This window comes from Arthrobacter ipis (genome assembly GCF_014694315.1).
Lineage (GTDB): Bacteria > Actinomycetota > Actinomycetes > Actinomycetales > Micrococcaceae > Arthrobacter > Arthrobacter ipis.
This window is the reverse complement of the sequence record NZ_JAAOXD010000003.1, coordinates 287,420-307,908: the sequence shown is the minus strand read 5'-3', so window position 1 is coordinate 307,908 and position 20,489 is coordinate 287,420. Positions and strand designations below refer to the sequence as shown.

The window sequence follows — 20,489 nt, the reverse complement described above, 5'->3', positions numbered from 1 at the left end:
CGGAGGCGGATAGGCCCGGCAAATTCAACCAATTTAATAAAAAATCGGTATCAACAAACTTGGCACACTATTGAGTTCTCAAACAACAGACACACCCGGCACCACCCAAACCAACGTTCAGGATCGCTCCGGAGCAACTTTTCAAACTTACCCGCTCGCTTCATCCGAGTCAAATCGGCGGTTTCCATCCGGCCCAGCCTGTTGGCTTCCGGATCACCTTGCCGACTCGCTCCGGGGAGCGGCGCGGAAATAAACTCTACCACTACCTTGGCGGAATGCCAACTGCGCCGGAGCAACGCCGAGGAGGGCCCGGAATCCCACGGGATTCCGGGCCCTCCTCCTAGAGAAACAACCATCCGGGTCTCCGGCTTCCGCTGGGTCTTAGGCCAGCGGTCCGCCAGGACTTAGACGAGCATTCCGGTGAGCGGTGCGTCGGGACTCAGGCGAGCGGCCCGCCGGGCAGCGCCGCCTTCCCGGTCCCACCCTTCGGTGCAGCAGCCTTCGGCTCGGCACCGTTCGGTTCAACAACCCGGGTCCCGGCAGGCCGTGTCTCAGCGGCCCGAGTCTCAGCGGCCCGAGTCTCAGCAGCCCGAGTCTCAGCAGCCGTGGGCGCGGCAAAGACTGATTCAGCCTCGGTAACCTTGGCCTTGGCTGCGGCCGCCGAGGTGATCACGCTGGACTCAGCCGGCTTGAAGTACGCGGCGCCCAGCGGAGGCAGCGTAACCGTAAGAGTTGCCGGCTGGCCGTCGATGCCCTCGTCCTCCGCGGTCAGCGTGCCGCCGTTGAGGACGCCCGATCCGCCGAAGTCCTCGGAGTCCGTGTTCAGGACTTCGGTCCAAGCTCCGGTCGAGGGCACGCCCAGGGCGAACTCCTTGTGCGGGCCGCCGGAGAAGTTGACGGCACAGACCAGCGGGTTGCCCTCGGTGTCCCAACGGACAAAGGTCAGGACGTTGCGGTCAGCGTCGGCCCCGTTGATCCACTGGAACCCGCCGGGCTCGTTGTCCCGGGAGTACAGTGCCGGCGTGGACTTGTACAGCTCGTTCAGTTCCTTGAGCAGCAGCTGAATGCCCTTGTGCGCCGGGATGTCGGCGAGCCACCAGTCAAGGCCGTGCTGTTCGGACCACTCCGCTTCCTGGCCGAATTCCGTGCCCATGAAGATCAGCTGCTTGCCCGGGTGTGCCCACTGGTAGCCGAGGAAGGCGCGGAGGTTGGCCAGCTGCTGCCAGCGGTCGCCCGGCATCTTGCGGAGCATGGACCCCTTGCCGTGGACTACCTCGTCGTGGCTGATGGGCAGCAGGAAGTTCTCGGTGAATGCGTACACCAGGGAGAACGTGACCGTTCCGTGGTGCCACTTGCGGTTGACCGGATCTTCGGAGGTGTACTTGAGCGAGTCGTGCATCCAGCCCATGTTCCACTTGAGGCCGAAGCCGAGGCCTCCCTGGCTGGTGGGCGCTGTGACGCCGGGGAAGGCGGTGGATTCCTCCGCGATCATCACGGCGCCGGGGTGGGTTTTGTACACCGTGGCGTTGGTCTCCTGGAGGAACGAGATGGCCTCCAGGTTTTCCCGGCCGCCGAAGCGGTTGGGCTGCCACTGGCCGTCTTCACGCGAGTAGTCCAGGTACAGCATGGACGCGACCGCGTCCACGCGCAGGCCGTCGATGTGGAACTCTTCGAGCCAGTACAGCGCGTTGGCCACGAGGAAGTTCCGGACCTCGGTGCGGCCGAAGTCGAAGATGAGGGTGCCCCAGTCCGGGTGCTCGCCAAGGTTCGGGTCAGCATGTTCGTAGAGCGGCTGCCCGTCAAACTGCGCCAGGGCCCAGTTGTCCTTCGGGAAGTGCGCCGGCACCCAGTCCAGGATCACCCCGATGCCTGCCTGGTGGAGCGAGTCCACCAGGAACCGGAACTCATCGGGATGCCCGAAGCGGGACGTGGGCGCGTAGTAGGAGGTGACCTGGTAGCCCCAGGAGCCGCCGAAGGGGTGCTCAGCCACGGGCATGAACTCGACATGGCTGAAGCCGAGCCACTTGACGTACTCGACGAGTTCCTTGGCAAGTTCACGGTAGTTCAGGCCCAGGCGCCAGGATCCGAGGTGGACCTCGTAGACGCTCATGGGCGAGTTGTGCGGATCCCGGGCTGCACGTTCCTTCATCCAGTCCGCGTCCTGGAACCGGTAGTGGGACTCGACAACCCTCGACGCGGTGAGCGGCGGCACCTCGGTGCCGAAGGCCAGCGGGTCGGCCTTCTCTACCCAGTAACCGCCCTTGGTTTTGATTTCGTACTTGTAGCAGGCGCCGGCCGGGACACCCGGGATGAACAGTTCCCAGACGCCCGAGGAGCCGAGGGACCGCAGCGAGTTTTCCCGCCCGTCCCAGGCATTGAAGTCGCCCTTGACCCGGACCGCTTCGGCGTTGGGCGCCCACACGGCAAAGGACACGCCGTCAATGTCGCCCATCGAGGACTTGTAGTGCTGCACGTGCGCGCCCAGCACGCTCCAGAGCTTCTCGTGGCGTCCTTCGCCGATCAAGTGCAGGTCCACTTCGCCCACGGTGGGAAGGTAGCGGTACGGATCGTCCAGGGTCACCGGAGCGGCGCCCTCGTACGTCACCTCGAGGCGGTAGTCCGGCACGTGGCCGTGCTGCAACGGCTCGAGCACCGCCACCCAGACGCCCTCGGCCTCGTGGGTCATGGGCACGGTTCCGGCCTGGGTCACCACGTTGACCGCCTCCGCAAGGTGCTTGACGGTGCGGATGGTCACGTGACCGTAGTCGTCCAAATGGGCACCAAGCACGGAGTGTGGCGCGTGGTGTTCACCGGCCGCAACGCGTGAGAGCGTGTGCGCGTCCACGTGCAACGGTGCGTGGGGGCTGTCGGTGTGTGCAGAGCCTGTCATGTTCTTACCTTCCGCTGCTGCTCCGGCCGGTTCGCCGGAGCTTTTAGTGCTGAGGAGCCGCCTGGCCGCATTCACCGGAATGGCCAGCCAGCCCGGCCGGTTGCGCAACTCGTACACGACTTCGTAGAGCGCCTTATCCAGCCACAATGCCACAAAGAGCGGCGAATTACGGTCCACCGTTCCGGGAGTTACTTCCGCGTAGCCTGCAAGGAAGGCCTCGGTGCAGTCGTCAACCCAGGATTCCGGGACACGGACGTCCGGCTGTTCGCGTTCGGCGGCGCCCGCCGCATAGTCAAAGGAGCGCAGCATGCCCGTCACGTCCCGGAGCGGGGCGTCGGGGAAGTTGCGCTGCGAGATCGGCCGGAGCGGCTCCCCCTCGAAGTCGAGGATGGCCCACCGGTCATGGCCGCCTTCGGCGCCGGGAACCTGGAGGATCTGGCCGAGGTGGAGGTCGCCGTGGATGCGCTGAAGCGCTCCGACGGGGGTGCCTTCGAGCTGGCTGAGCAGGGTTTCCAGCGCTTCTTCGTAAGGCCCGACGACGGGTCCCGCCTCCGCCCACATCTGGCGCACGCGCTGGGCTACTCCGGGGGCAATATCCCCGCCCGGAACCGCTTCGGCGGACACACCGAGCGTTTCGGCGAGCCTGCGGTGGACAGTGGCCGTTGCATGGCCAAGGGCATGCGCTTCGGCCGTGAAGTCCACTCCCCCGGCCGCCGCGTCAACGGCGAGCCGCCAAGCGTCCCGGCCGCCGGCCAGGAATTCGTGGGCCACTGCCAGTTCGCCCTGGGCAGGGCCGCCCGATGCGGGTTCGCCCTCGCGAAGTTGCCCCTGCGGGTACCACTCGCCGGTGACCCAGCCCAGCGTGGCGGGGACCTCCGGGGTGCGGGCCGCGGACAGCGCGGCGCCGACCTCCACCTCCGGGTTTCGCCCGGCCGAAAGCACACGGAAGAACTTCACAATGGCCGCGGAGTCGCCGTCGTCCACTATCACCGACGTGTTGGACTGTTCGCCGGACAGGACACGGACCGCGCCGGAAGCCTGCGGCAGCGGCTGTCCTCCCCCGGAAAGGTGGCCGCTGGCGGTGCCGACGGCTTCCTCCCTCCGGATCAGATCCAGCCATGCGGCAATGAAGGCGGGGTCGTGGACGGCGTCGTAGACCCAGCGGTGCCCCAGTTCGGGGTTGTCGCTTTCACCGATCAGGGCGCGTTCGGCCCCCGGCAGCGGCTGGCTGCGGTAGCTGAGCGGGATCTGGACGACGTCGGTGCGGGAGACGCCGTCGGCCGTTTTGGACTCAACGGAGGCGAGGAACACCTCCAGGCCGGCCTGGCCGGTAGCGTCCTCCAGGACCAGGCCGCCCACCGGCGCCAGGGTGAAGTCCGGGGACTTCACGGGGAACCACCGCTGGCCCGGAAGCCAGTCGCGGAGCAGGTGTTCGAGTGTGGGTGTCAGTGTTGTTTGGATCATCTCATCCCTCAATCGACAGTATCGGCATCGCTTGCGTAAAGGGTGAAGCGGGGTTGGAAGCAGCGGCCCGCACGCGCAGCCAGAAGAAGTCGTGGCTGCCCAGCGTCAGCGTCAGATGGCCGTCGTCGCTGATGCCGGGGAACGGCTGGCCCCCGAAAACGTCCCGCAGGCCGCGGCCGGAAAAGTCCGGAAGCCTCAGGGTGGAGGACACGGGGTGCTGGGAAAGGTTGAAGACACACAGGATGGATTCAGCCGGCTCCCCGGCCGTGTTGCCCTCCGGCAGTTCGCGCAGATAGGCCAGCACCACCTCGTGATCGGCCTCCACGTGCTTGAACGCCCCGAGGCCGAACGCCGGATGGTTCTTCCGCACGCTGAGGATCTGCCGGGTCCAGCGCAGCAGCGATCCGGAATGGGCGGCCTCGGCCTCCACGTTCGCCATGGCGTAGTTGTAGACCAGCGACTGGATCACGGGGAGGTACAGCTTGCCGGGATCGGCGTTGGAGAAGCCGGCGTTGCGGTCTGGGTTCCACTGCATGGGAGTGCGGACGGCGTCACGGTCCTCGAGCCAGATGTTGTCGCCCATCCCGATCTCGTCCCCGTAGTACAGGAACGGGCTGCCCGGCAGGGACAGCAGCAAGGCGTTGATGAGCTCGATTTCCGCCCTGGAGTTGTCCAGCAGGGGTGCCAGCCTGCGCCGGATGCCGATGTTGGCCCGCATGCGCGGATCCGGCGCGTACCAGCCGAGCATGGCGGCCCGCTCATCGGCGGTGACCATTTCCAGCGTCAGCTCGTCGTGGTTGCGCAGGAATGTTCCCCACTGCGCACCTTCCGGGATGGCCGGGGTGTCGTGCATGGTCTCGATGATGGGGGCGGCCTTCTGGTCGCGCAGCGCGTAGTAGAGCCGCGGCATGATCGGGAAGTGGAAGGCCATGTGGCATTCCGGTTCCTCCTCGGTTCCGAAGTACTCCACCACCTCGTTGGGCGGCTGGTTGGCCTCGGCGATGATGACTCGTCCCGGGTAGCTCTCGTCCACCATCTTCCGCAGCTTGCGCAGGAACTCGTGCGTCGCCGGCAGGTTTTCGCAGTTCGTCCCCTCCTCCTCGAACAGGTACGGGATGGCGTCCGCCCGGAACCCGTCGATCCCCTGGTCCAGCCAGAACCGCACGACGTCGAACACGGCGTCGATGACCTTCGGGTTCTCGAAGTTCAGGTCGGGCTGGTGGCTGAAGAACCGGTGCCAGAAGAACTGCCGCCGGATGGGGTCGAAGGTCCAGTTGGATTCCTCCGTGTCCACGAAGATGATTCGCGCGTCCTGGTATTTCTCGTCCGTGTCGCTCCACACGTAGAAGTCGCCGAAGGGACCCTCGGGGTCCTTCCTGGACTCCTGGAACCAGGGGTGCTGGTCCGAGGTGTGGTTCAGCGGGAGGTCGATGATGACCCGGACGCCTCGTGCATGCGCCTCGGCCACCAGCCGCTTGAAGTCGCTGATGGTGCCGAACTCGTCCAGGACGGAGTTGTAGTCCGAGATGTCGTACCCGCCGTCCCGCAGGGGTGACTGGAAGAACGGCGGCAACCACAGGCAGTCCACGCCCAGCCACTGCAGGTAGTCCAGCTTCTCGATCAACCCGTGGAAGTCGCCCGAACCGTCGCCGTTGGCGTCCGCGAAGCCCCGGACCAGCACTTCATAGAACACCGCTTTCCGGTACCACAGCGGATCATGCTGCAAACCCGGTGCATTGAGCTCAAACGTGCTCTTGGGGGTGAAGTGTTGGGTGGAGCCCTGCGGACTGAAACTCACTGGCGGCTACCTCCGGATGCTCAGGATGTGTGCAGGTTCAACATGTGCATCCAGCCGCACGTAGTTGTACTCGCCCCATTCCCAAGACTCACCGGAGATGAGGTCATCCACCCAGAATCCGCCGTTCGGAGTGAGGTCTGCCGGGTCGAGGCCCAGCGCGGACAGATCCAGCGAGACCATGCCTTCCCTAGCGCTGTGCGGGTCCACGTTAGCCACCACGATGATGGTGTCCTTCGTGCCGTCCGGGAGGGTCTTGTGCTTCGAGTAGACCACCGTGGCGTCGTCCGTGCTCTGGTGCACGGTGAGGTTCTGCAGGTCGCCCAGCGCGGGGTGGGCCTTGCGGATTTCGTTGAGCCTGGTCAGGTACGGCGCGAGGGTCCGGCCGGAGGCGGAGGCTGCTTCCCAGTCGCGGGCTTTGTACTCGAACTTCTCGTTGTCGATGTACTCCTCGGCACCGGGCCGGGCCACGTGCTCGTACAGTTCGTAGCCGGCGTACACGCCCCACAGCGGGCTCGCGGTTGCTGCAAGGGCAGCACGGATCTTGAACGCCGCCGGCCCGCCGTACTGCAGGTACTCGGTCAGGATGTCCGGCGTGTTGACGAAGAAGTTGGGCCGGAAGAAGGCCGCCGACTCACGGCTCACGTGGTGGAAGTACTCTTCGAGTTCCTTCTTGGTGTTGCGCCACGTGAAGTAGGTGTAGGACTGCTGGAAGCCTGCCCTGCCCAGCGCGTGCATCATGGCGGGGCGGGTGAAGGCCTCGGCCAGGAAGACGACGTCGGGGTCCTTCTTGTTCACCGTGCCGATGAGCCACTCCCAGAACCACACCGGCTTGGTGTGCGGGTTGTCCACCCGGAAGATCTTCACGCCGTGGCTGACCCACAGCTCGACGATCCGCAGGATTTCCCTGGACAGGCCCTCGGGGTCGTTGTCGAAGTTGAGCGGGAAGATGTCCTGGTACTTCTTCGGCGGGTTCTCGGCGTACGCGATGCTGCCGTCCACGCGGGTGGTGAACCATTCCGGATGCTCGGTGACCCAGGGGTGGTCCGGGGCGGCCTGGAGTGCCAGGTCGAGTGCCACTTCCAGGTTGAGCTCCTTCGCCCGCGCCACGAAGGCGTCGAAGTCCTCGAACGTTCCGAGGTCGGGGTGGATGGCGTCGTGCCCGCCTTCCTTGGCGCCGATGGCCCACGGCGACCCGGGATCGTTCGGGCCGGCGATCAGCGTGTTGTTGGGGCCCTTGCGGTGCTGCACGCCGATCGGGTGGATCGGCGGCATGTAGATGACGTCAAAGCCCATGCCGGCCACGGCGTCCAGCCGGTTCGCGGCGGTCCGGAAATTGCCGGACGTCCAGGCGCCGGTGCCGGGGTCGCGCACCGCGCCCTCGGAGCGCGGAAAGAACTCGTACCAGGAGCCGCGGCCTGCGCGGTCCCGCTCTACGAGCAGGGGAAACGGTTCGGAGACGGTGACAAGCTCACGGATCGGCTCGCGCTCAACCACGCCGGCGACGTCCCGGCTGAAACCTGCAGCCAGGCGGTCCTCCGGTGAAAGGGAGGTGTCCGCGAGGATGGTGGCGGCGGAGCGCAGCGTCTGGCGGTCCGAGTCGTTCCGGTCCGGCTCCTCGGCTGCCTGCGACAGCAGCGCGGCTCCCTCGGCAAGCATCAGCTCGACGTCGATGCCCGCGTCCACCTTGACCTCGGCATTGTGGTGCCACGTGCCGTAGCGGTCGTGCCAGGCCTCGATGACGAACGACCAGTTCCCGGTGGATTCCGGCGTGAGCAGGCCTTCCCAGAGGTCGGTTCCCTTGCCGCGGTCCCCGGGCGGCGGCTGGAGCCTGACCCGCTGGCGCTCGTTGCCCTTCGGGTCCAGGAGGACAGCGCTGACGCCCAATTGGTCGTGGCCCTCGCGGAAGGACCTGGCGCTGACCACGATTCCTTCACCGGGCAGCGCCTTGGCCGGGAACTTCCCCCCTTCGACAACAGGCTGAACGTCCGTGATAGGGAAACGGCCAAACCGAAGGCCTTCCGTGATCGAAACCTTCGGCGTTTGCTTTGCTGGGGCGCTGGTTCGCGTGTTAGTCGTCACAGGCTCGACGTTAGCGAGAAATGGGGCGAATTGCTAAGCCTGCGAACTTAATTAGTGAAGCGATTCGTCATTTACCGGAAAGTAATCAAAAGCGGTTCCTGCCGTTCACCCAGTCGGTTAGTGTGGCGCAGGTGAAGGCAATCCGCAGATTTACCGTCCGTACCGTTCTTCCCGAGCCGATCCGGCCACTGGCCCGGTTGGCGACCAACCTCCGCTGGTCCTGGCACCGGCCCACGCGGGAGCTTTTCGAAAGCTTGAACCCGCGCGTCTGGGCCCAGTGCGGCAATGACCCGGTCAGCTTCCTGGGCCTGGTGGGCCGTGAGGAGATGCACCGGCTCGCGATAGACCAGGACGTGGTGGCCCGGGTGCAGGCGGCAGCAGCGGACCTGGACAGGTACCTGACGGAACCACGCTGGTACCAGGGCCTGGGCAGCGACGCGCCCGCCTCAATCGCCTACTTCTCCCCGGAATTCGGCATCACCGAAGTCCTGCCGCAGTATTCCGGCGGCCTCGGCATCCTCGCCGGCGACCACCTCAAGGCCGCCTCCGACCTCGGCGTGCCGCTGATCGGCGTCGGTCTGCTCTACCAGGCCGGCTACTTCAAGCAGTCACTCTCCCGGGATGCGTGGCAGCAGGAGACCTACCCGGTCATCGATCCCGACGGCCTGCCGCTGACGCTGCTGCGGGAGCCTGCCGCAGACGGGAACGGCAAGCCGTTGGAGATCTCACTGCCTCTGCCTAACGGCCGGTGCCTTCTGGCACACATCTGGCGTGCCGACGTCGGACGCGTCCCTCTCCTGTTGCTGGATTCCGACGTTCCCGGAAACGACGACGCCGCCCGCGGCATCACTGACCGCCTGTACGGCGGCGGCGGCGACCACCGTCTACAGCAGGAACTGCTGCTCGGCATGGGCGGGGTAAAGGCGCTGCGCGCCTACCAGAAGCTCACCGGCACGCCCGCGCCCGAGGTGTTCCACACGAATGAGGGCCACGCCGGATTCCTCGGCGTCGAACGGATCCAGGAGCTGATGGCCGGCGAGCAGGCGCTCACCTTCGACGAGGCCCTCGCCGCCGGACGCTCGTCCACGGTGTTTACAACGCACACGCCTGTTCCGGCCGGAATCGACCGCTTCGAAGCCGCACAGATCCAGCACTTCTTCGAAGCCGGCCTGGCGCCGGACGTGCCCACGTCGCGGATTCTCGACCTGGGCCGGGAGAACTTCAGCGAGGGCAACCCCTTCGTCTTCAACATGGCCGTGATGGGCCTGCGCCTCGCACAGCGGGCCAACGGTGTTGCCAAGCTCCACGGCGAAGTCTCCCGCGGCATGTTCTCGGCGCTGTGGCCGGGATTCGACCACTCCGAGGTGCCCATCACCTCCGTGACCAACGGCGTGCACGTGCCAACCTGGGTTGATCCCCGCATCGCGAAACTCGCCCGGGAGCGGTTCGGACCCGAAGCTGAGGTAATGGGCCGCTGGGACCTCGCGTACAACGTCTCCGACGCCGAGGTCTGGGCGCTCCGGCGTGAGATGCGCGTTTCCCTCGTGGAGGATGTGCGGCGCCGGCTGCGCGCTGCGTGGAAGAAGCGCGGCGCAGCCGATGCCGAGCTGGCATGGACGGACTCGGTGCTGGACCCGGACGTCCTGACCATCGGGTTCGCCCGGCGCGTGCCCACGTACAAGCGGCTGACCCTCATGCTGCGGGACCCGGAGCGCCTGAAGGCCCTCCTGCTGCACAAGGAACACCCCATCCAGCTGGTCATCGCCGGCAAGTCCCATCCCGCGGACGACGCCGGCAAGAAGATGATCCAGGACCTGGTCCGCTTCACCGACGATCCCGCCGTCCGTCACCGCATCGTCTTCCTGCCGAACTACGACATCGCCATGGCCCGCACGCTGTTCCCGGGCTGCGACGTGTGGCTGAACAACCCGCTGCGGCCGCTCGAAGCCTGCGGCACCTCAGGCATGAAGGCCGCGATCAACGGATCCCTGAACCTGTCTGTCCTGGACGGCTGGTGGGATGAGATGTACGACGGCGAAAACGGCTGGGCGATCCCCACGGCCAACAACGGCGCTTCCGCCGATGAGCGGGACGACATCGAGGCCGCGGCGCTGTACGAGCTGCTTGAGACGCAGGTGGCGCCGCGGTTCTACGGCAACACCGTCTCCGAAGCGGCCGGGGCCGCAGGGCCGTCCGAGTCCGGCCACGAGAAGATCCCCACGCACTGGGTTTCCATGATCAAGCACACCCTGGCACACCTCGGCCCGGCGGTCTCGGCCGAGCGGATGCTGCAGGACTACGTCAACGTCCTCTACCGGCCCGCGGCGGTCTCGGGACGCGAAGCGGTGGCAGGCTCCTACGCCCAGGCCAAGGCGCTGGCGGCGTGGGTCGCCAAGGTCCGGGCGGCCTGGCCCCAGCTGCACGTGGAGCACGTGGACTCGCTGGGCGTCTCGGAGGACCCGCAGATCGGTGACACCCTGCAGGTCCACGCCTATGTGGGACTGCACAACCTGTCCCCGCAGGACGTGGCGGTGGAGGTGGCCTACGGGCAGGCAGCCGAAAGCGACGAGCTGGCCAACGTGACAATGGTGGAACTGGAAGCCAAGGAGGAGCTGGGCAACGGCCGTTTCCTCTTCGCCGGGTCCATCGTCATCGACCGCTCCGGGTCCTTCGGCTACACCGTGCGGGTACTCCCCAAGCACGATGCCCTCGCGTCCAAGGCCGAGCTGGGGCTGATCGTCAACGCGTAAGTGCCTCTAGCCCGCCGCAGGCGGGTCATCCTCCGTGTGCTAGCTCGTTCCTCGCTTTTGACGCACGCTTCCGGACAACCCGCCTGCGGCGGTGCCGTTAAACCAGCACCGCGATGACGGCGAGGTCCTTGCCGGCGTAGCTCTCTGCTTCTTGGAGGATCTCGCAGATGACGCCGAACGAGCGGTCGCCGCGGAAGGCTGCGGGGACCTGCCAGATCACGGTCAGGGGCTTCGCGCCGTCGTCGGAAATGGCGTCGGCGAAGTCATGCAGTGAGTCGTTGAGCGCATCGAGGTTCACCCCGAAGTGTTCCGGAAAATCCAGGGCCTCGCCAAACGCTGCGAGCACGGACTTCTTGGAGTCGGCAGCAGGGACCAGCAGGCTCCGGCGGCCGGCGTCGGCCACCTGCTCCCGGAGTTCCTCAAGGGTCCAGGTGTCGCCGGAATAGATCTTCATGGGCTATTTGCCTTCTGCTATGAACTTGAACGATACGTAGTGGTCCGCCGTGTAGTACTTGTCGCCGGCCTGTCCTGCCACGATCCTGCGGGCTCCCCGGTCCGACTCGCCGGGCGTCGGCACCGTGTACTCCTTGTAATATCCGCCGGCCTTGCGCGGCAGGATGCGTTCAAAGTTTCCGAATGTCACGCCGTCGCGGGGGTACGGGTAGGGTCCGCCCTGCCGGATCAGCGTCAGTGTCCGCCGGCCTTCCGCCGGCAGCTGGGACTCCCGGATGGTGGAGAGCCCGGACACGCTCGGGACGCCGGTGACCTTGCCGGCCGACGACGGCGGCGCTGCGGCGGGTGCCGACGTCGGACGCGCGGCGGGTGCCGACGTCGTCGTTCCCTGGACCCCAATGGGCGGCGTGCCGCCCGGTGCGATGAAAAGGTTGAAGACCGCGAGGGCAGCCACGGCAAGCCCCAGCAGCAGCGTTCCGATAGTCCAACGCCTGCGCATGCCCGTTTCCCCGTAAGTTAAGTGCGGTAAATGTTGATGGTGTAGGCCTGCACCTCGTCAGGCTCGCCGGAAGCGACCAAGGCGCCCTGGCGCCGGTCGTGGAGCTCGGACGTGGTGAGGCGCAGATCGAAGACCCGCTTGCCGGTGCCGTCGTCGTTGGTCACCTGCGGAAGGGTGACCTCGATGTCCTCCGGACCGCCGTTGACCACGATGAGCCCGGCTTCGTGCCCGTCATCGGAGCCGAGCAGCAACTGAACCACCCGGTTTCCGGAATCGTTCCACCGTTCCATGGTCATGGGCTGCCCGCCCTGGTCGTACCAGTAGAGGTACGAGCGGGCGTCGCGGACCGGGTAGTCGGGCGGCTGGGCGGTCAGGAACTCCCGGCGGAGCCGGATAACGCGCTTGGTGCTCCGCAACATGGCATGGGACTCCGGCGTGCTGGTCCAGTCAACCCATGTGAGGGGATTGTCCTGGCAGTACGCGTTGTTGTTGCCCTGCTGGGTGCGGCCAAGCTCGTCCCCCGCCGTAATCATGGGAACGCCGAGGGAAATCATGAGCGAGGCCATGAGGTTGCGCTTGCTCTGGTCGCGGCGCGCCAGGATGCCCTCGTCCTCGGTGCGTCCTTCGAAGCCGTGGTTGTAGCTTCGGTTGTCGCCATGCCCGTCCCGGTTCTGCTCGCCGTTCGCCTCGTTGTGCTTGCGGTCGTAGGACACGAGGTCGGTCATTGTGAAGCCGTCGTGCGAGGTGATGTAGTTCAGCGAGGCCAGCCGCGAGCGGCCCGACGGTTCGAACAGGCTCGCCGAGCCGGACAGGGCATCGGCCAGCCGGGCCACGGACGCGCCCCGGCCTCCGTTGTCGAGCGCTGCACGGTCCGCCACCCAGAAGGAGCGCACGGCGTCGCGGTAGTGGTCGTTCCAGTCCACCCAGCCGCTGGGGAACCGGCCGGTCTGCCACCCGCCGTAGCCCACGTCCCACGGTTCGGCGATCAGTTTGACGCGGGAGAGCACCGGATCCGCGGCGACCGCCACGAGGAAGGGGTGGTGGGGATCGAACTCGTTGGCTGCGTTCCTGCAGAGCGTGACTGCCAGGTCGAACCGGAAGCCGTCGATATGGAACTCATCCACCCAGTACCGCAGGGAGTCCAGCACCATCTGGATCACGCGGGGTTCGCCGAAGTTAAGCGTGTTGCCGCAGCCTGTGGTGTCAACGTATTTTCCGTTGCCGTCTGTGCGGTAGTACTTCTGCTCGCCGAGGCCCCGGAAGCTCAGGGTATGGCCGTCGGGCCCGCCTTCGGCGGTGTGGTTGTAGACGACGTCAAGAATGACCTCGATGCCGGCCGCGTGCAGCAGCTTGACCATTCCCTTGAACTCGTCCTGGACGGCCTGCGGCCCGGCTTTCTGGGCCGACTTGGTAGCGTACCCGGGGGACGGTGCAAAGAACGCTGCTGTGTTGTAGCCCCAGTAGTTGGTGAGGCCGAGGTTCTGGAGGTGTGGCTCGTCCAGGTGGAAATGCACCGGCAGCAACTGCAGGGCTGTGATGCCAAGACCGGTGAGGTGCTCGATCATCGCGGGGTGGGCCATGCCGGCGTACGTGCCGCGCAGGGCCTCCGGGATGTCCGGATGGAGCATGCTCTGTCCGCGGATGTGTGCCTCGTAGACGATGGTGTTGCGCCACGGTGTATTCGGCTTTTCGTCAGCGGCCCAGTCGAAGTCCGAAGACATCCTGACGCTGGTCAGGAATCCGTCGCGTTCGTCCACGGCTCGGCCGTAAGGGTCCAGCAACAGCGGTTGCCGGCTGCCGTCGTCGTCGTCGAAGTCAATGGTGGGAACCGCAAGCGGCAGAACCTCTTCACCCTTGGGAACCGAGCGGAAGCCGTACCGTGATCCCGCGGGGAACCCGTCCACCACGCCGTGGTGGACGCCGTTCGGAAGGCCGGACAGGGTCTGAAGGCGCCAGCTTTGGCCTGGCGCCTGGTAAGCCACCTCCAGCTTGGTGATGCCGGGCGCATAGACCGCAACTCTTGCACGGTCGCCTGATACCCCGTCCCCGCCCGGAACTTGGCGCGCTTCGCTGACCCCGAGGGGAAAGGCCTGGGGGTCGTCCACCGTCAAGGCTGTGTCTAAAAGGGGCATTACCATCAATTAAAGCTTAGCTGTCACATCGAAATAGCTGATCTATTCCGGCATGTTACGCATGCGGGGAACGTGACGGCACGCTGAACGCCGTAATGACGCACCGACGTGGAGGTTTTCGTGAAGATTGCATTGGCTCAGATCATCACCGGCAGGGATGTGGCCGGGAACCTCACCGTGGTCGAGGAATATGCCCGCCGCGCCAAGGACGGGGGCGCCGAGATGGTCGTTTTCCCTGAGGCGACGATGCGGGCATTCGGCAATTCACTGGTGGACATCGCCGAGCCTCTGGACGGCCCCTGGGCCAGCCGCGTCCGCTCGATCGCTGACGATTTGGGGATAGTAATCGTTGCCGGAATGTTCACCCCAGGTTCATCGCCGTCCGCAGGGCAGACGAAAGTCCGCAATACGCTGCTGGTGGCCGGGCCGGGGGTGGCCGCCAGCTACGACAAGGTGCACCTTTTTGACGCCTTCGGGTTCCTGGAGTCGGACACCGTGGACGCCGGGACCGGCCCCGTAACGTTCGACGTGGGCGGCCTCACCTTTGGCTTGGCCACCTGCTACGACATCCGCTTCCCGGCCCTCTTCACGGCCAACGCTGATCGCGGAGCCGTGGCCAACATCGTCTGCGCGTCCTGGGGTTCCGGCCCCGGCAAGGTCGACCAGTGGCAGCTCCTCGCCCGCGCCCGCGCGGTGGACACCACCACGTACGTCCTCGCCTGCGGCCAGGGCGATCCCGCCACCCAGGGCATCGAACAACGGGGCGCGGCGCCCACGGGCGTCGGGCACAGCGCGGTTGTCTCGCCTTTCGGGCAGGTCCTCGAAGAGCTCGACGGCGCCCCCGGCCTGATCTTCGCCGACCTGGACCCCGATCTGGTCAAGGAAGCCCGCGCGAAGCTCCCGGTCCTGGCCAACCGCCGCGAGTTCTAGAGGACAACCCCTTCCTCAGATCCTGCAGGAAAAGAGCAAACCCTCCCGCACCTTTGTGAGGAAGGGTTTGCCGTTTCGCTGCGAAAGCTGAGGAAGCGTCAGGAGTTCCCAAGGTGACTCAACCGCTATAGCGCCCATAGCGGTGGACTGCACCGAACAACGGCGGTCCCGACAGGCTCGACCAGCGAAGAGCTACTTGGCGGAGCGCTGGCGGGAGACTTCGTAGAGGGAGATGCCGACGGCCATGGAGGCATTCAGGGATTCCATGGCGGAGTCGATCGGGATGGAAACGATCTGGTCGCAGTTCTCCCTGACGAGGCGGCTGAGGCCCTTGCCCTCGGAGCCGACCACGATGCACACGGGTTCGGTGGCAACGGTGAGGTCCGGCAGCGAGACGTCGCCGTCGCCGTCGAGCCCCAGCACGAAGACGCCCATGTCCTTGAACTGCTTGATGGCGTTGTTCAGGTTGGAGGCGCGGGCCACGGGAACGCGGACCGCCGCGCCGGCGCTGGTCTTCCATGCGGCGGCCGTGACGCCCACGGAGCGGCGCTCAGGGACGATGACACCGTGGCCGCTGAAAGCCGAGACCGAGCGGATGATCGCGCCGAGGTTGCGGGGATCGGTGATGCCGTCCAGGGCGACGAAGAGGGGCGCATTCGCGATGTGTCCCTTCTTCCAGCCTTCCACGGTCTCTTCGGCCAGGTCGTAGGCGTCCTGGTACTCGTACGGCGGGATCTGCAGGACGAGCCCCTGGTGCACGGCGTCGTCGGTCATCCGGTCCAGCTCGGGCTTGCCGGTCTCCAGCAGCGGGATGCCCCGTTCGGCGGCGATCTTCAGCGATTCCTTGACGCGGTCGTCCATCTCGATGCGGATGGCGACGTGCAGGGCCTTGGCCGGAATTCCGGCGCGCAGGGCTTCGACGACGGAGTTGCGGCCGGTGACGACCTCTTCGGTGGCACGCCCCTTCGGGCCCGACCGGGCACCGGCACTGCGGGCGCCGCCGGCACCAGCTGGCCGCTTTGCTGCAGAGCGATCCGCGAGCTGCTTGTTCTTGTGCGCCTTGTGGTACGGGCGGTCCTCGGCCTTGGGGGTTGGCCCCTTGCCTTCGAGAGCCTTGCGGCCGTGGCCACCGGTTCCGGTGGTGGGGCCCTTCTTGAGCTTGCGGACTGCGCCCGGGCGACCTTTGTTGGCCATGAATTCCACCCTTGGTTGTATTGAGTAAGTCTGGACTCCAGTCTACTGACTGGCCTCAAATCGTTGACCGGGCGGGCGCTGAGCCCCGGAGGCTAGCCGCGCTGCAGGCTCCAGGTGGCGCCATCGGCGTTGTCTTCGACCAGGACGCCGGCCGCGGCCAGGGTGTCCCGGATGGCGTCGGAGGCGGCCCAGTCCTTCTTGGAACGGGCTTCGGCGCGGGCGGCGAGCTGCGCTTCAATGAGCGTCCCGAGCGCACTGGTGGCCTGGTCGTCGACGGGGGGCTGCGCGGCTTCGCTGATGCCCAGGACCCTGAGCATGTCGGTCACGCCGGCCAGGGCCTGCCGCGTCGCAGCCAGGTCGCCGTCGGTAAGGGCTGAGTTTCCGGCCCGGACCGTGTCGTGCAGAACCGCGAGGGCCTGCGGGACATTGAGGTCGTCATCCATTGCAGCCGCGAACGCCTCCGGAACGGTGCCGTAGCTGAAGAGGCCGGCAGCGCCGTCTTGCGTCATCGTGCTCCGAAGGGCGCGGCTGATGAAACCGTCAATGCGTTCCACGGCGGCCGCGGCCTCCTGCAGCGACGTCGGCTGGTAATCCAGAACCGAGCGGTACTGTGCCTGGCCCAGGTAGTAACGAACCACGCGCGGCGGCGCGATTTCCAGCATCTCGGCCGGGCTGACGGTGTTGCCGACGGACTTCGACATTTTCTCGCCCTGGTACGTGACCATGCCGTTGTGCATCCAGAAGTTCGCGAAGCCGTGGCCCGCCGCCTGGGACTGGGCCATCTCGTTTTCGTGGTGCGGGAAGCGCAGGTCCAGGCCGCCGCCGTGGATGTCGAATTCGGTGCCAAGGTATTTCGTGACCATCGCCGAGCATTCGAGGTGCCAGCCCGGACGGCCGGTGCCCCACGGCGAAACCCAGCTCGCCGTCGTCGGCTCCCCCTCCTTGTAGCCCTTCCAGAGGGCGAAGTCGCGGGGGTCCTTCTTGCCGCGCGGGTCCGCGTCCGTGGCACCCTGCATGTCATCAATCTTCTGCCGCGTCAGCGCGCCATACTTGTTCCAGGAGCGCACGTCGAAGTAGACGTCCCCGGAGCCATCGAGGGCGGGGTACGCGTGCCCGCGGTCGATCAGCTGCTGGATGAGCGCATGCATCTCCGGGATGTGGCCGGTTGCCCGCGGCTCGTACGTTGGCCGGGACACCCCGAGGGTGTCGTAGGCCTTGAGGAACTCCTGCTCGTAGCGGTAGGCCAGCGCCCACCATTCCTCCTCCGGCACGGCACCGGGCTCCTGCTCGAAGTCCGGGTGGAAGGAGGCCTCGGACTTGGCGAGGATCTTGTCGTCGATGTCGGTGACGTTCCGGACCACCGTGACGCGGAAGCCGCGGTATTCAAGCCAGCGGGTGAGCTGGTCGAAGGCGATGGCGGAGCGGATGTGCCCCACGTGCGGCATGCCCTGCACCGTGGCACCGCAGTAATACAGGCTTACCTTGCCCGGTACCAGGGGAACAAAGTCGCGGACTTCGGCGGATGCAGTGTCATAAAAGCGCAGGGTCACCGCTCCAGATTAGCCGATGCCAATGTCCCGGCTTACTTGCAGACTTCACCGATCCGGTTGTTCTGCCTGGCGAGTTCAGCCGTCTGCTCCGAGCTCTTGTTTCCCAGCGAGGTGCCGGCCACCTGCTTCATGATGTCGGCCATCTTCTGGATGGGGTCTGCGACGTCCTGGGCCACCTTGTCGGCGACCTCCTGGTAGTGCTTGGCGATCTGGTCGGCCTGCTGCTGCTGGTTGCCCGTGGGCCTGAACGTGTCGCCCTGCAGGAACTTGCAGCTCTCCTCCACGCTCATGCGGGGGCTGCCGGCACAGCCGGCCAGAAGCATCGCTGCGATCACGACGGCGGGAAGCAGCTTTTTCACGGCGGGTCTCCTGGGATTGCGGTACTGGTGCTTATTCCAGCGTAGGTGATTTGGCTGTAGGGGCGGACAGCCCTCCTGCCGACCGGTTACGTCGGGGCAGCTACGCCGCCGGGTAGACCAGGGCCGTGGCCACTGCAGAAATGCCTTCGCCGCGGCCGGTGAAGCCGAGGCCGTCGCTGGTGGTGGCGGTAACGCTGACCGGGGCGCCCGCGGCCTCGGTGAGGACGCGCTGGGACTCTTCCCGGCGCGGGCCGAACTTGGGCCGGTTGCCCACGAACTGCACCGCGATATTGCCGATCTCGAAGCCCGCTGCCCTGACGATCCGCGCTGCTTCGGCCAGAAGTGTGACTCCGGAGGCCCCGGCGAATTCGGGCCGGTCTGTGCCGAAGTGAGTGCCCAGATCGCCGATCCCGCAGGCGGAGAACAGGGCGTCGGCGGCGGCGTGGGCCACGGGATCGCCGTCGGAATGGCCGGCGAGGCCCCGCTCCCCCTCCCAGAAAAGCCCGCCCAGCCAGAGCGGCTGCGGGTCGCTGTCCGGGGCGAAGCCGTGCACGTCGATGCCGATGCCTGTCCGGGGCAGGAGTACCGGGGTCCGCGAAGCGTTGTGGGTCATGGCGCCTTCCGTCATGTGCTTTGTCAGCCCTCCACCCAGCGGGCGCCGAGGGGTCCCTCGAGCAGGCCCTCGGCGATGATGAGGTCCAGCGGTGTGGTGATTTTCAGGGACTGGCTGGCTCCCCGGACGGCGTGCACGGGAACGCCGAGGAGCTCCACCAGCATGGCGTCGTCGGTCACCGCGGCGGCCTGGCGCTCATCGAAGCCCGAGGCCGCTTGGTGCGCCTGCCGCAGCACGGAGAGCTTGAAGCCCTGCGGGGTCTGGACTGCCCGGAGCTCCTCCCGGGGCGCGGTTCCGGTGACGAGTTCAGGTGCGATGTCCGTGGCGGCCCCCTCGGTGGCGGCGACCGTCTTGACCGTGTCCACCACCGGAATCACCGGAATCACTGCATCGGCGCCGGCAGCCAGAGCCTGGGCCACCCGGTGGAAAACCTGCTCCGGTGCAAGGGCACGGGCGGCGTCGTGGACCAGAACCGCTTCCGTGCCGTCCTCGACGGCGGCCAGAGCGGAACGGACGGAATCCGCCCGGGACGCCCCGCCGTCGACCATTGTGAGGAGCGGGCCGCCGTCGACCAGCTCCACCCGGAAGTCTTCGCAGAGCCGGCGGAGCTCCTCATCACCGGCCGGCAGCGCGATGCACACCTGGCTGGCAATGCCTGCCGCGACGATCCCGCGGAGCGCGTGCATCAGGATCGGTTCACCGCCCAACGGCACGGCGGCCTTGGGCATGCCATACCCCAGCCTCTGCCCGGACCCGGCGGCGACGAGGATCACGGCGGTCACGGGGCGCTTGGGTGCAGTGTTCATGCGCTCTAGCCTACGTCCCAGCCGCACTCCCCCTCCATGACCCAGCTGCTCCCAACTAAGTAGCAGCTGCGGGCGTTTTCACTGCTGGGAACGCCGTCAGGTGCTACCTGGATGGGGGTTTTTGGGCAAGAAGAAACCCCGGCGGCACTCTGCCACCGGGGTTCAATTCTTGTTAGGAAGCCAAGACCTCGTCGAGAACGCTTGCAGCCTTCTCTTCGTCGGTCTTTTCAGCCAGGGCCAATTCCGAAATCAGAATCTGCCGGGCCTTGGCCAGCATTCGCTTCTCGCCTGCGGAAAGGCCCCGGTCGTGATCCCGGCGCCACAGGTCGCGGACGACCTCTGCAACCTTGATAACGTCACCGGAAGCAAGCTTCTCCAGATTTGCCTTGTAACGACGCGACCAGTTGGTGGGCTCCTCAGTGAACTCGGCACGGAGCACGTCAAACACGTGCTCCAAACCGTCTTTGCCCACTACGTCGCGAACCCCAACAAGGTCAACGTTCTCTGCTGGAACTTCAATGGTCAGATCACCCTGAGCCACCTTGAGCTTGAGATACATCTTCTCTTCGCCCTTGACAGTGCGCATCTTGATCTCTTCAATTTTTGCTGCACCGTGGTGAGGGTAAACTACTGTCTCGCCGACCTCAAAAACCATGTGGACTTTCCCCTTTCCCGCAGACCAGTTTATCACGATTAAGGCATATGACTGGCACGGAAACGGTCCAGGAACCCCGTAAATCCGCGGAAAATAGCCGAAATCGACCGCTCAGACCCCTTGACGAATGCGAACAATAGTGCATCGCATGCAGGCCCACAAGCGTTACGCGCGGGTAGCTGCGGGTCCCCGCCGGCGGTCGCGGGGGTGGCTTAAGTCGCGGCGGAGGGGCCGGTCATGTGGAGGGGCCGAATCCTTGTTTGGTCCTCTTTGCCGATAGGCTATGCCTGAAAACTGTTTCAAGACTTTTCGAGGAG

The 20,489-nt window shown here is 66.1% G+C and carries 14 protein-coding genes; 2 read left to right on the top strand and 12 right to left on the bottom strand.

Features of this window, described 5'->3' with window-relative positions:
- Nucleotides 1-439: 439 nt before the first annotated feature.
- Genes G9E11_RS08435 through G9E11_RS08425 form a run of 3 tightly spaced genes read right to left on the bottom strand, consistent with a single transcriptional unit; the run spans nt 440 to nt 8,231 of the window.
- Nucleotides 440-4,354: a 1,4-alpha-glucan branching enzyme gene (locus tag G9E11_RS08435; protein WP_190604727.1), complete on the bottom strand. Its 3,915-nt coding sequence runs from the start codon at nt 4,352-4,354 to the stop codon at nt 440-442.
- 1 nt (nt 4,355) lies between these two features.
- Nucleotides 4,356-6,152 (bottom strand): maltose alpha-D-glucosyltransferase, encoded by a 1,797-nt coding sequence (gene treS, locus G9E11_RS08430; protein ID WP_190604725.1) that lies wholly within the window; start codon nt 6,150-6,152, stop codon nt 4,356-4,358.
- 6 nt (nt 6,153-6,158) lie between these two features.
- The gene (locus G9E11_RS08425; RefSeq protein ID WP_190604723.1) at nt 6,159-8,231 is read right to left on the bottom strand and encodes an alpha-1,4-glucan--maltose-1-phosphate maltosyltransferase; all 2,073 of its coding nucleotides are present in this window, start codon (nt 8,229-8,231) and stop codon (nt 6,159-6,161) included.
- Nucleotides 8,232-8,362: 131 nt separating this feature from the next.
- On the opposite strand from G9E11_RS08425, the gene glgP reads away from it, so the two are divergent.
- On the top strand, nt 8,363-10,981 hold the full coding sequence (glgP, locus tag G9E11_RS08420; RefSeq protein WP_190604721.1) for an alpha-glucan family phosphorylase: 2,619 nt from the start codon (nt 8,363-8,365) through the stop codon (nt 10,979-10,981).
- Nucleotides 10,982-11,078: 97 nt separating this feature from the next.
- Here the strand turns inward: glgP and G9E11_RS08415 are convergent, their stop codons facing one another.
- From G9E11_RS08415 to glgX, 3 genes are read right to left on the bottom strand one after another with little or no spacing between them, the layout of a single operon-like run.
- Complete coding sequence (locus G9E11_RS08415; protein ID WP_190604719.1) at nt 11,079-11,435, bottom strand: barstar family protein; 357 nt, start codon at nt 11,433-11,435, stop codon at nt 11,079-11,081.
- A 3-nt stretch (nt 11,436-11,438) separates the two neighbouring features.
- Complete coding sequence (locus G9E11_RS08410; RefSeq protein ID WP_190604717.1) at nt 11,439-11,933, bottom strand: guanyl-specific ribonuclease; 495 nt, start codon at nt 11,931-11,933, stop codon at nt 11,439-11,441.
- Nucleotides 11,934-11,950: 17 nt separating this feature from the next.
- Complete coding sequence (gene glgX / locus G9E11_RS08405) at nt 11,951-14,071, bottom strand: glycogen debranching protein GlgX (protein WP_190604715.1); 2,121 nt, start codon at nt 14,069-14,071, stop codon at nt 11,951-11,953.
- A gap of 114 nt (nt 14,072-14,185) precedes the next feature.
- Between glgX and G9E11_RS08400 the strand changes: the two genes are divergently transcribed.
- On the top strand, nt 14,186-14,995 hold the full coding sequence (locus G9E11_RS08400) for a carbon-nitrogen hydrolase family protein (protein ID WP_190604713.1): 810 nt from the start codon (nt 14,186-14,188) through the stop codon (nt 14,993-14,995).
- 192 nt (nt 14,996-15,187) lie between these two features.
- Here G9E11_RS08400 and rlmB read toward each other — a convergent pair whose 3' ends face one another.
- The 6 genes from rlmB to G9E11_RS08370 all read right to left on the bottom strand — a co-directional run bounded on the left by rlmB (nt 15,188) and on the right by G9E11_RS08370 (nt 20,172).
- Nucleotides 15,188-16,189: a 23S rRNA (guanosine(2251)-2'-O)-methyltransferase RlmB gene (gene rlmB / locus G9E11_RS08395; protein WP_190604711.1), complete on the bottom strand. Its 1,002-nt coding sequence runs from the start codon at nt 16,187-16,189 to the stop codon at nt 15,188-15,190.
- A gap of 92 nt (nt 16,190-16,281) precedes the next feature.
- A complete protein-coding gene (cysS, locus tag G9E11_RS08390) occupies nt 16,282-17,739 on the bottom strand; it encodes a cysteine--tRNA ligase (protein WP_190604709.1) in 1,458 nt (485 codons plus the stop codon).
- Nucleotides 17,740-17,771: 32 nt separating this feature from the next.
- Nucleotides 17,772-18,098 (bottom strand): hypothetical protein, encoded by a 327-nt coding sequence (locus G9E11_RS08385; protein WP_190604708.1) that lies wholly within the window; start codon nt 18,096-18,098, stop codon nt 17,772-17,774.
- A 100-nt stretch (nt 18,099-18,198) separates the two neighbouring features.
- The gene (gene ispF, locus G9E11_RS08380) at nt 18,199-18,711 is read right to left on the bottom strand and encodes a 2-C-methyl-D-erythritol 2,4-cyclodiphosphate synthase (protein WP_190604706.1); all 513 of its coding nucleotides are present in this window, start codon (nt 18,709-18,711) and stop codon (nt 18,199-18,201) included.
- A 23-nt stretch (nt 18,712-18,734) separates the two neighbouring features.
- Nucleotides 18,735-19,517, bottom strand: coding sequence for a 2-C-methyl-D-erythritol 4-phosphate cytidylyltransferase (gene ispD, locus G9E11_RS08375; RefSeq protein WP_190604704.1), 783 nt, complete (start codon nt 19,515-19,517; stop codon nt 18,735-18,737).
- 172 nt (nt 19,518-19,689) lie between these two features.
- Complete coding sequence (locus G9E11_RS08370; protein WP_003801164.1) at nt 19,690-20,172, bottom strand: CarD family transcriptional regulator; 483 nt, start codon at nt 20,170-20,172, stop codon at nt 19,690-19,692.
- Between the last annotated feature and the right edge of the window lie 317 nt (nt 20,173-20,489).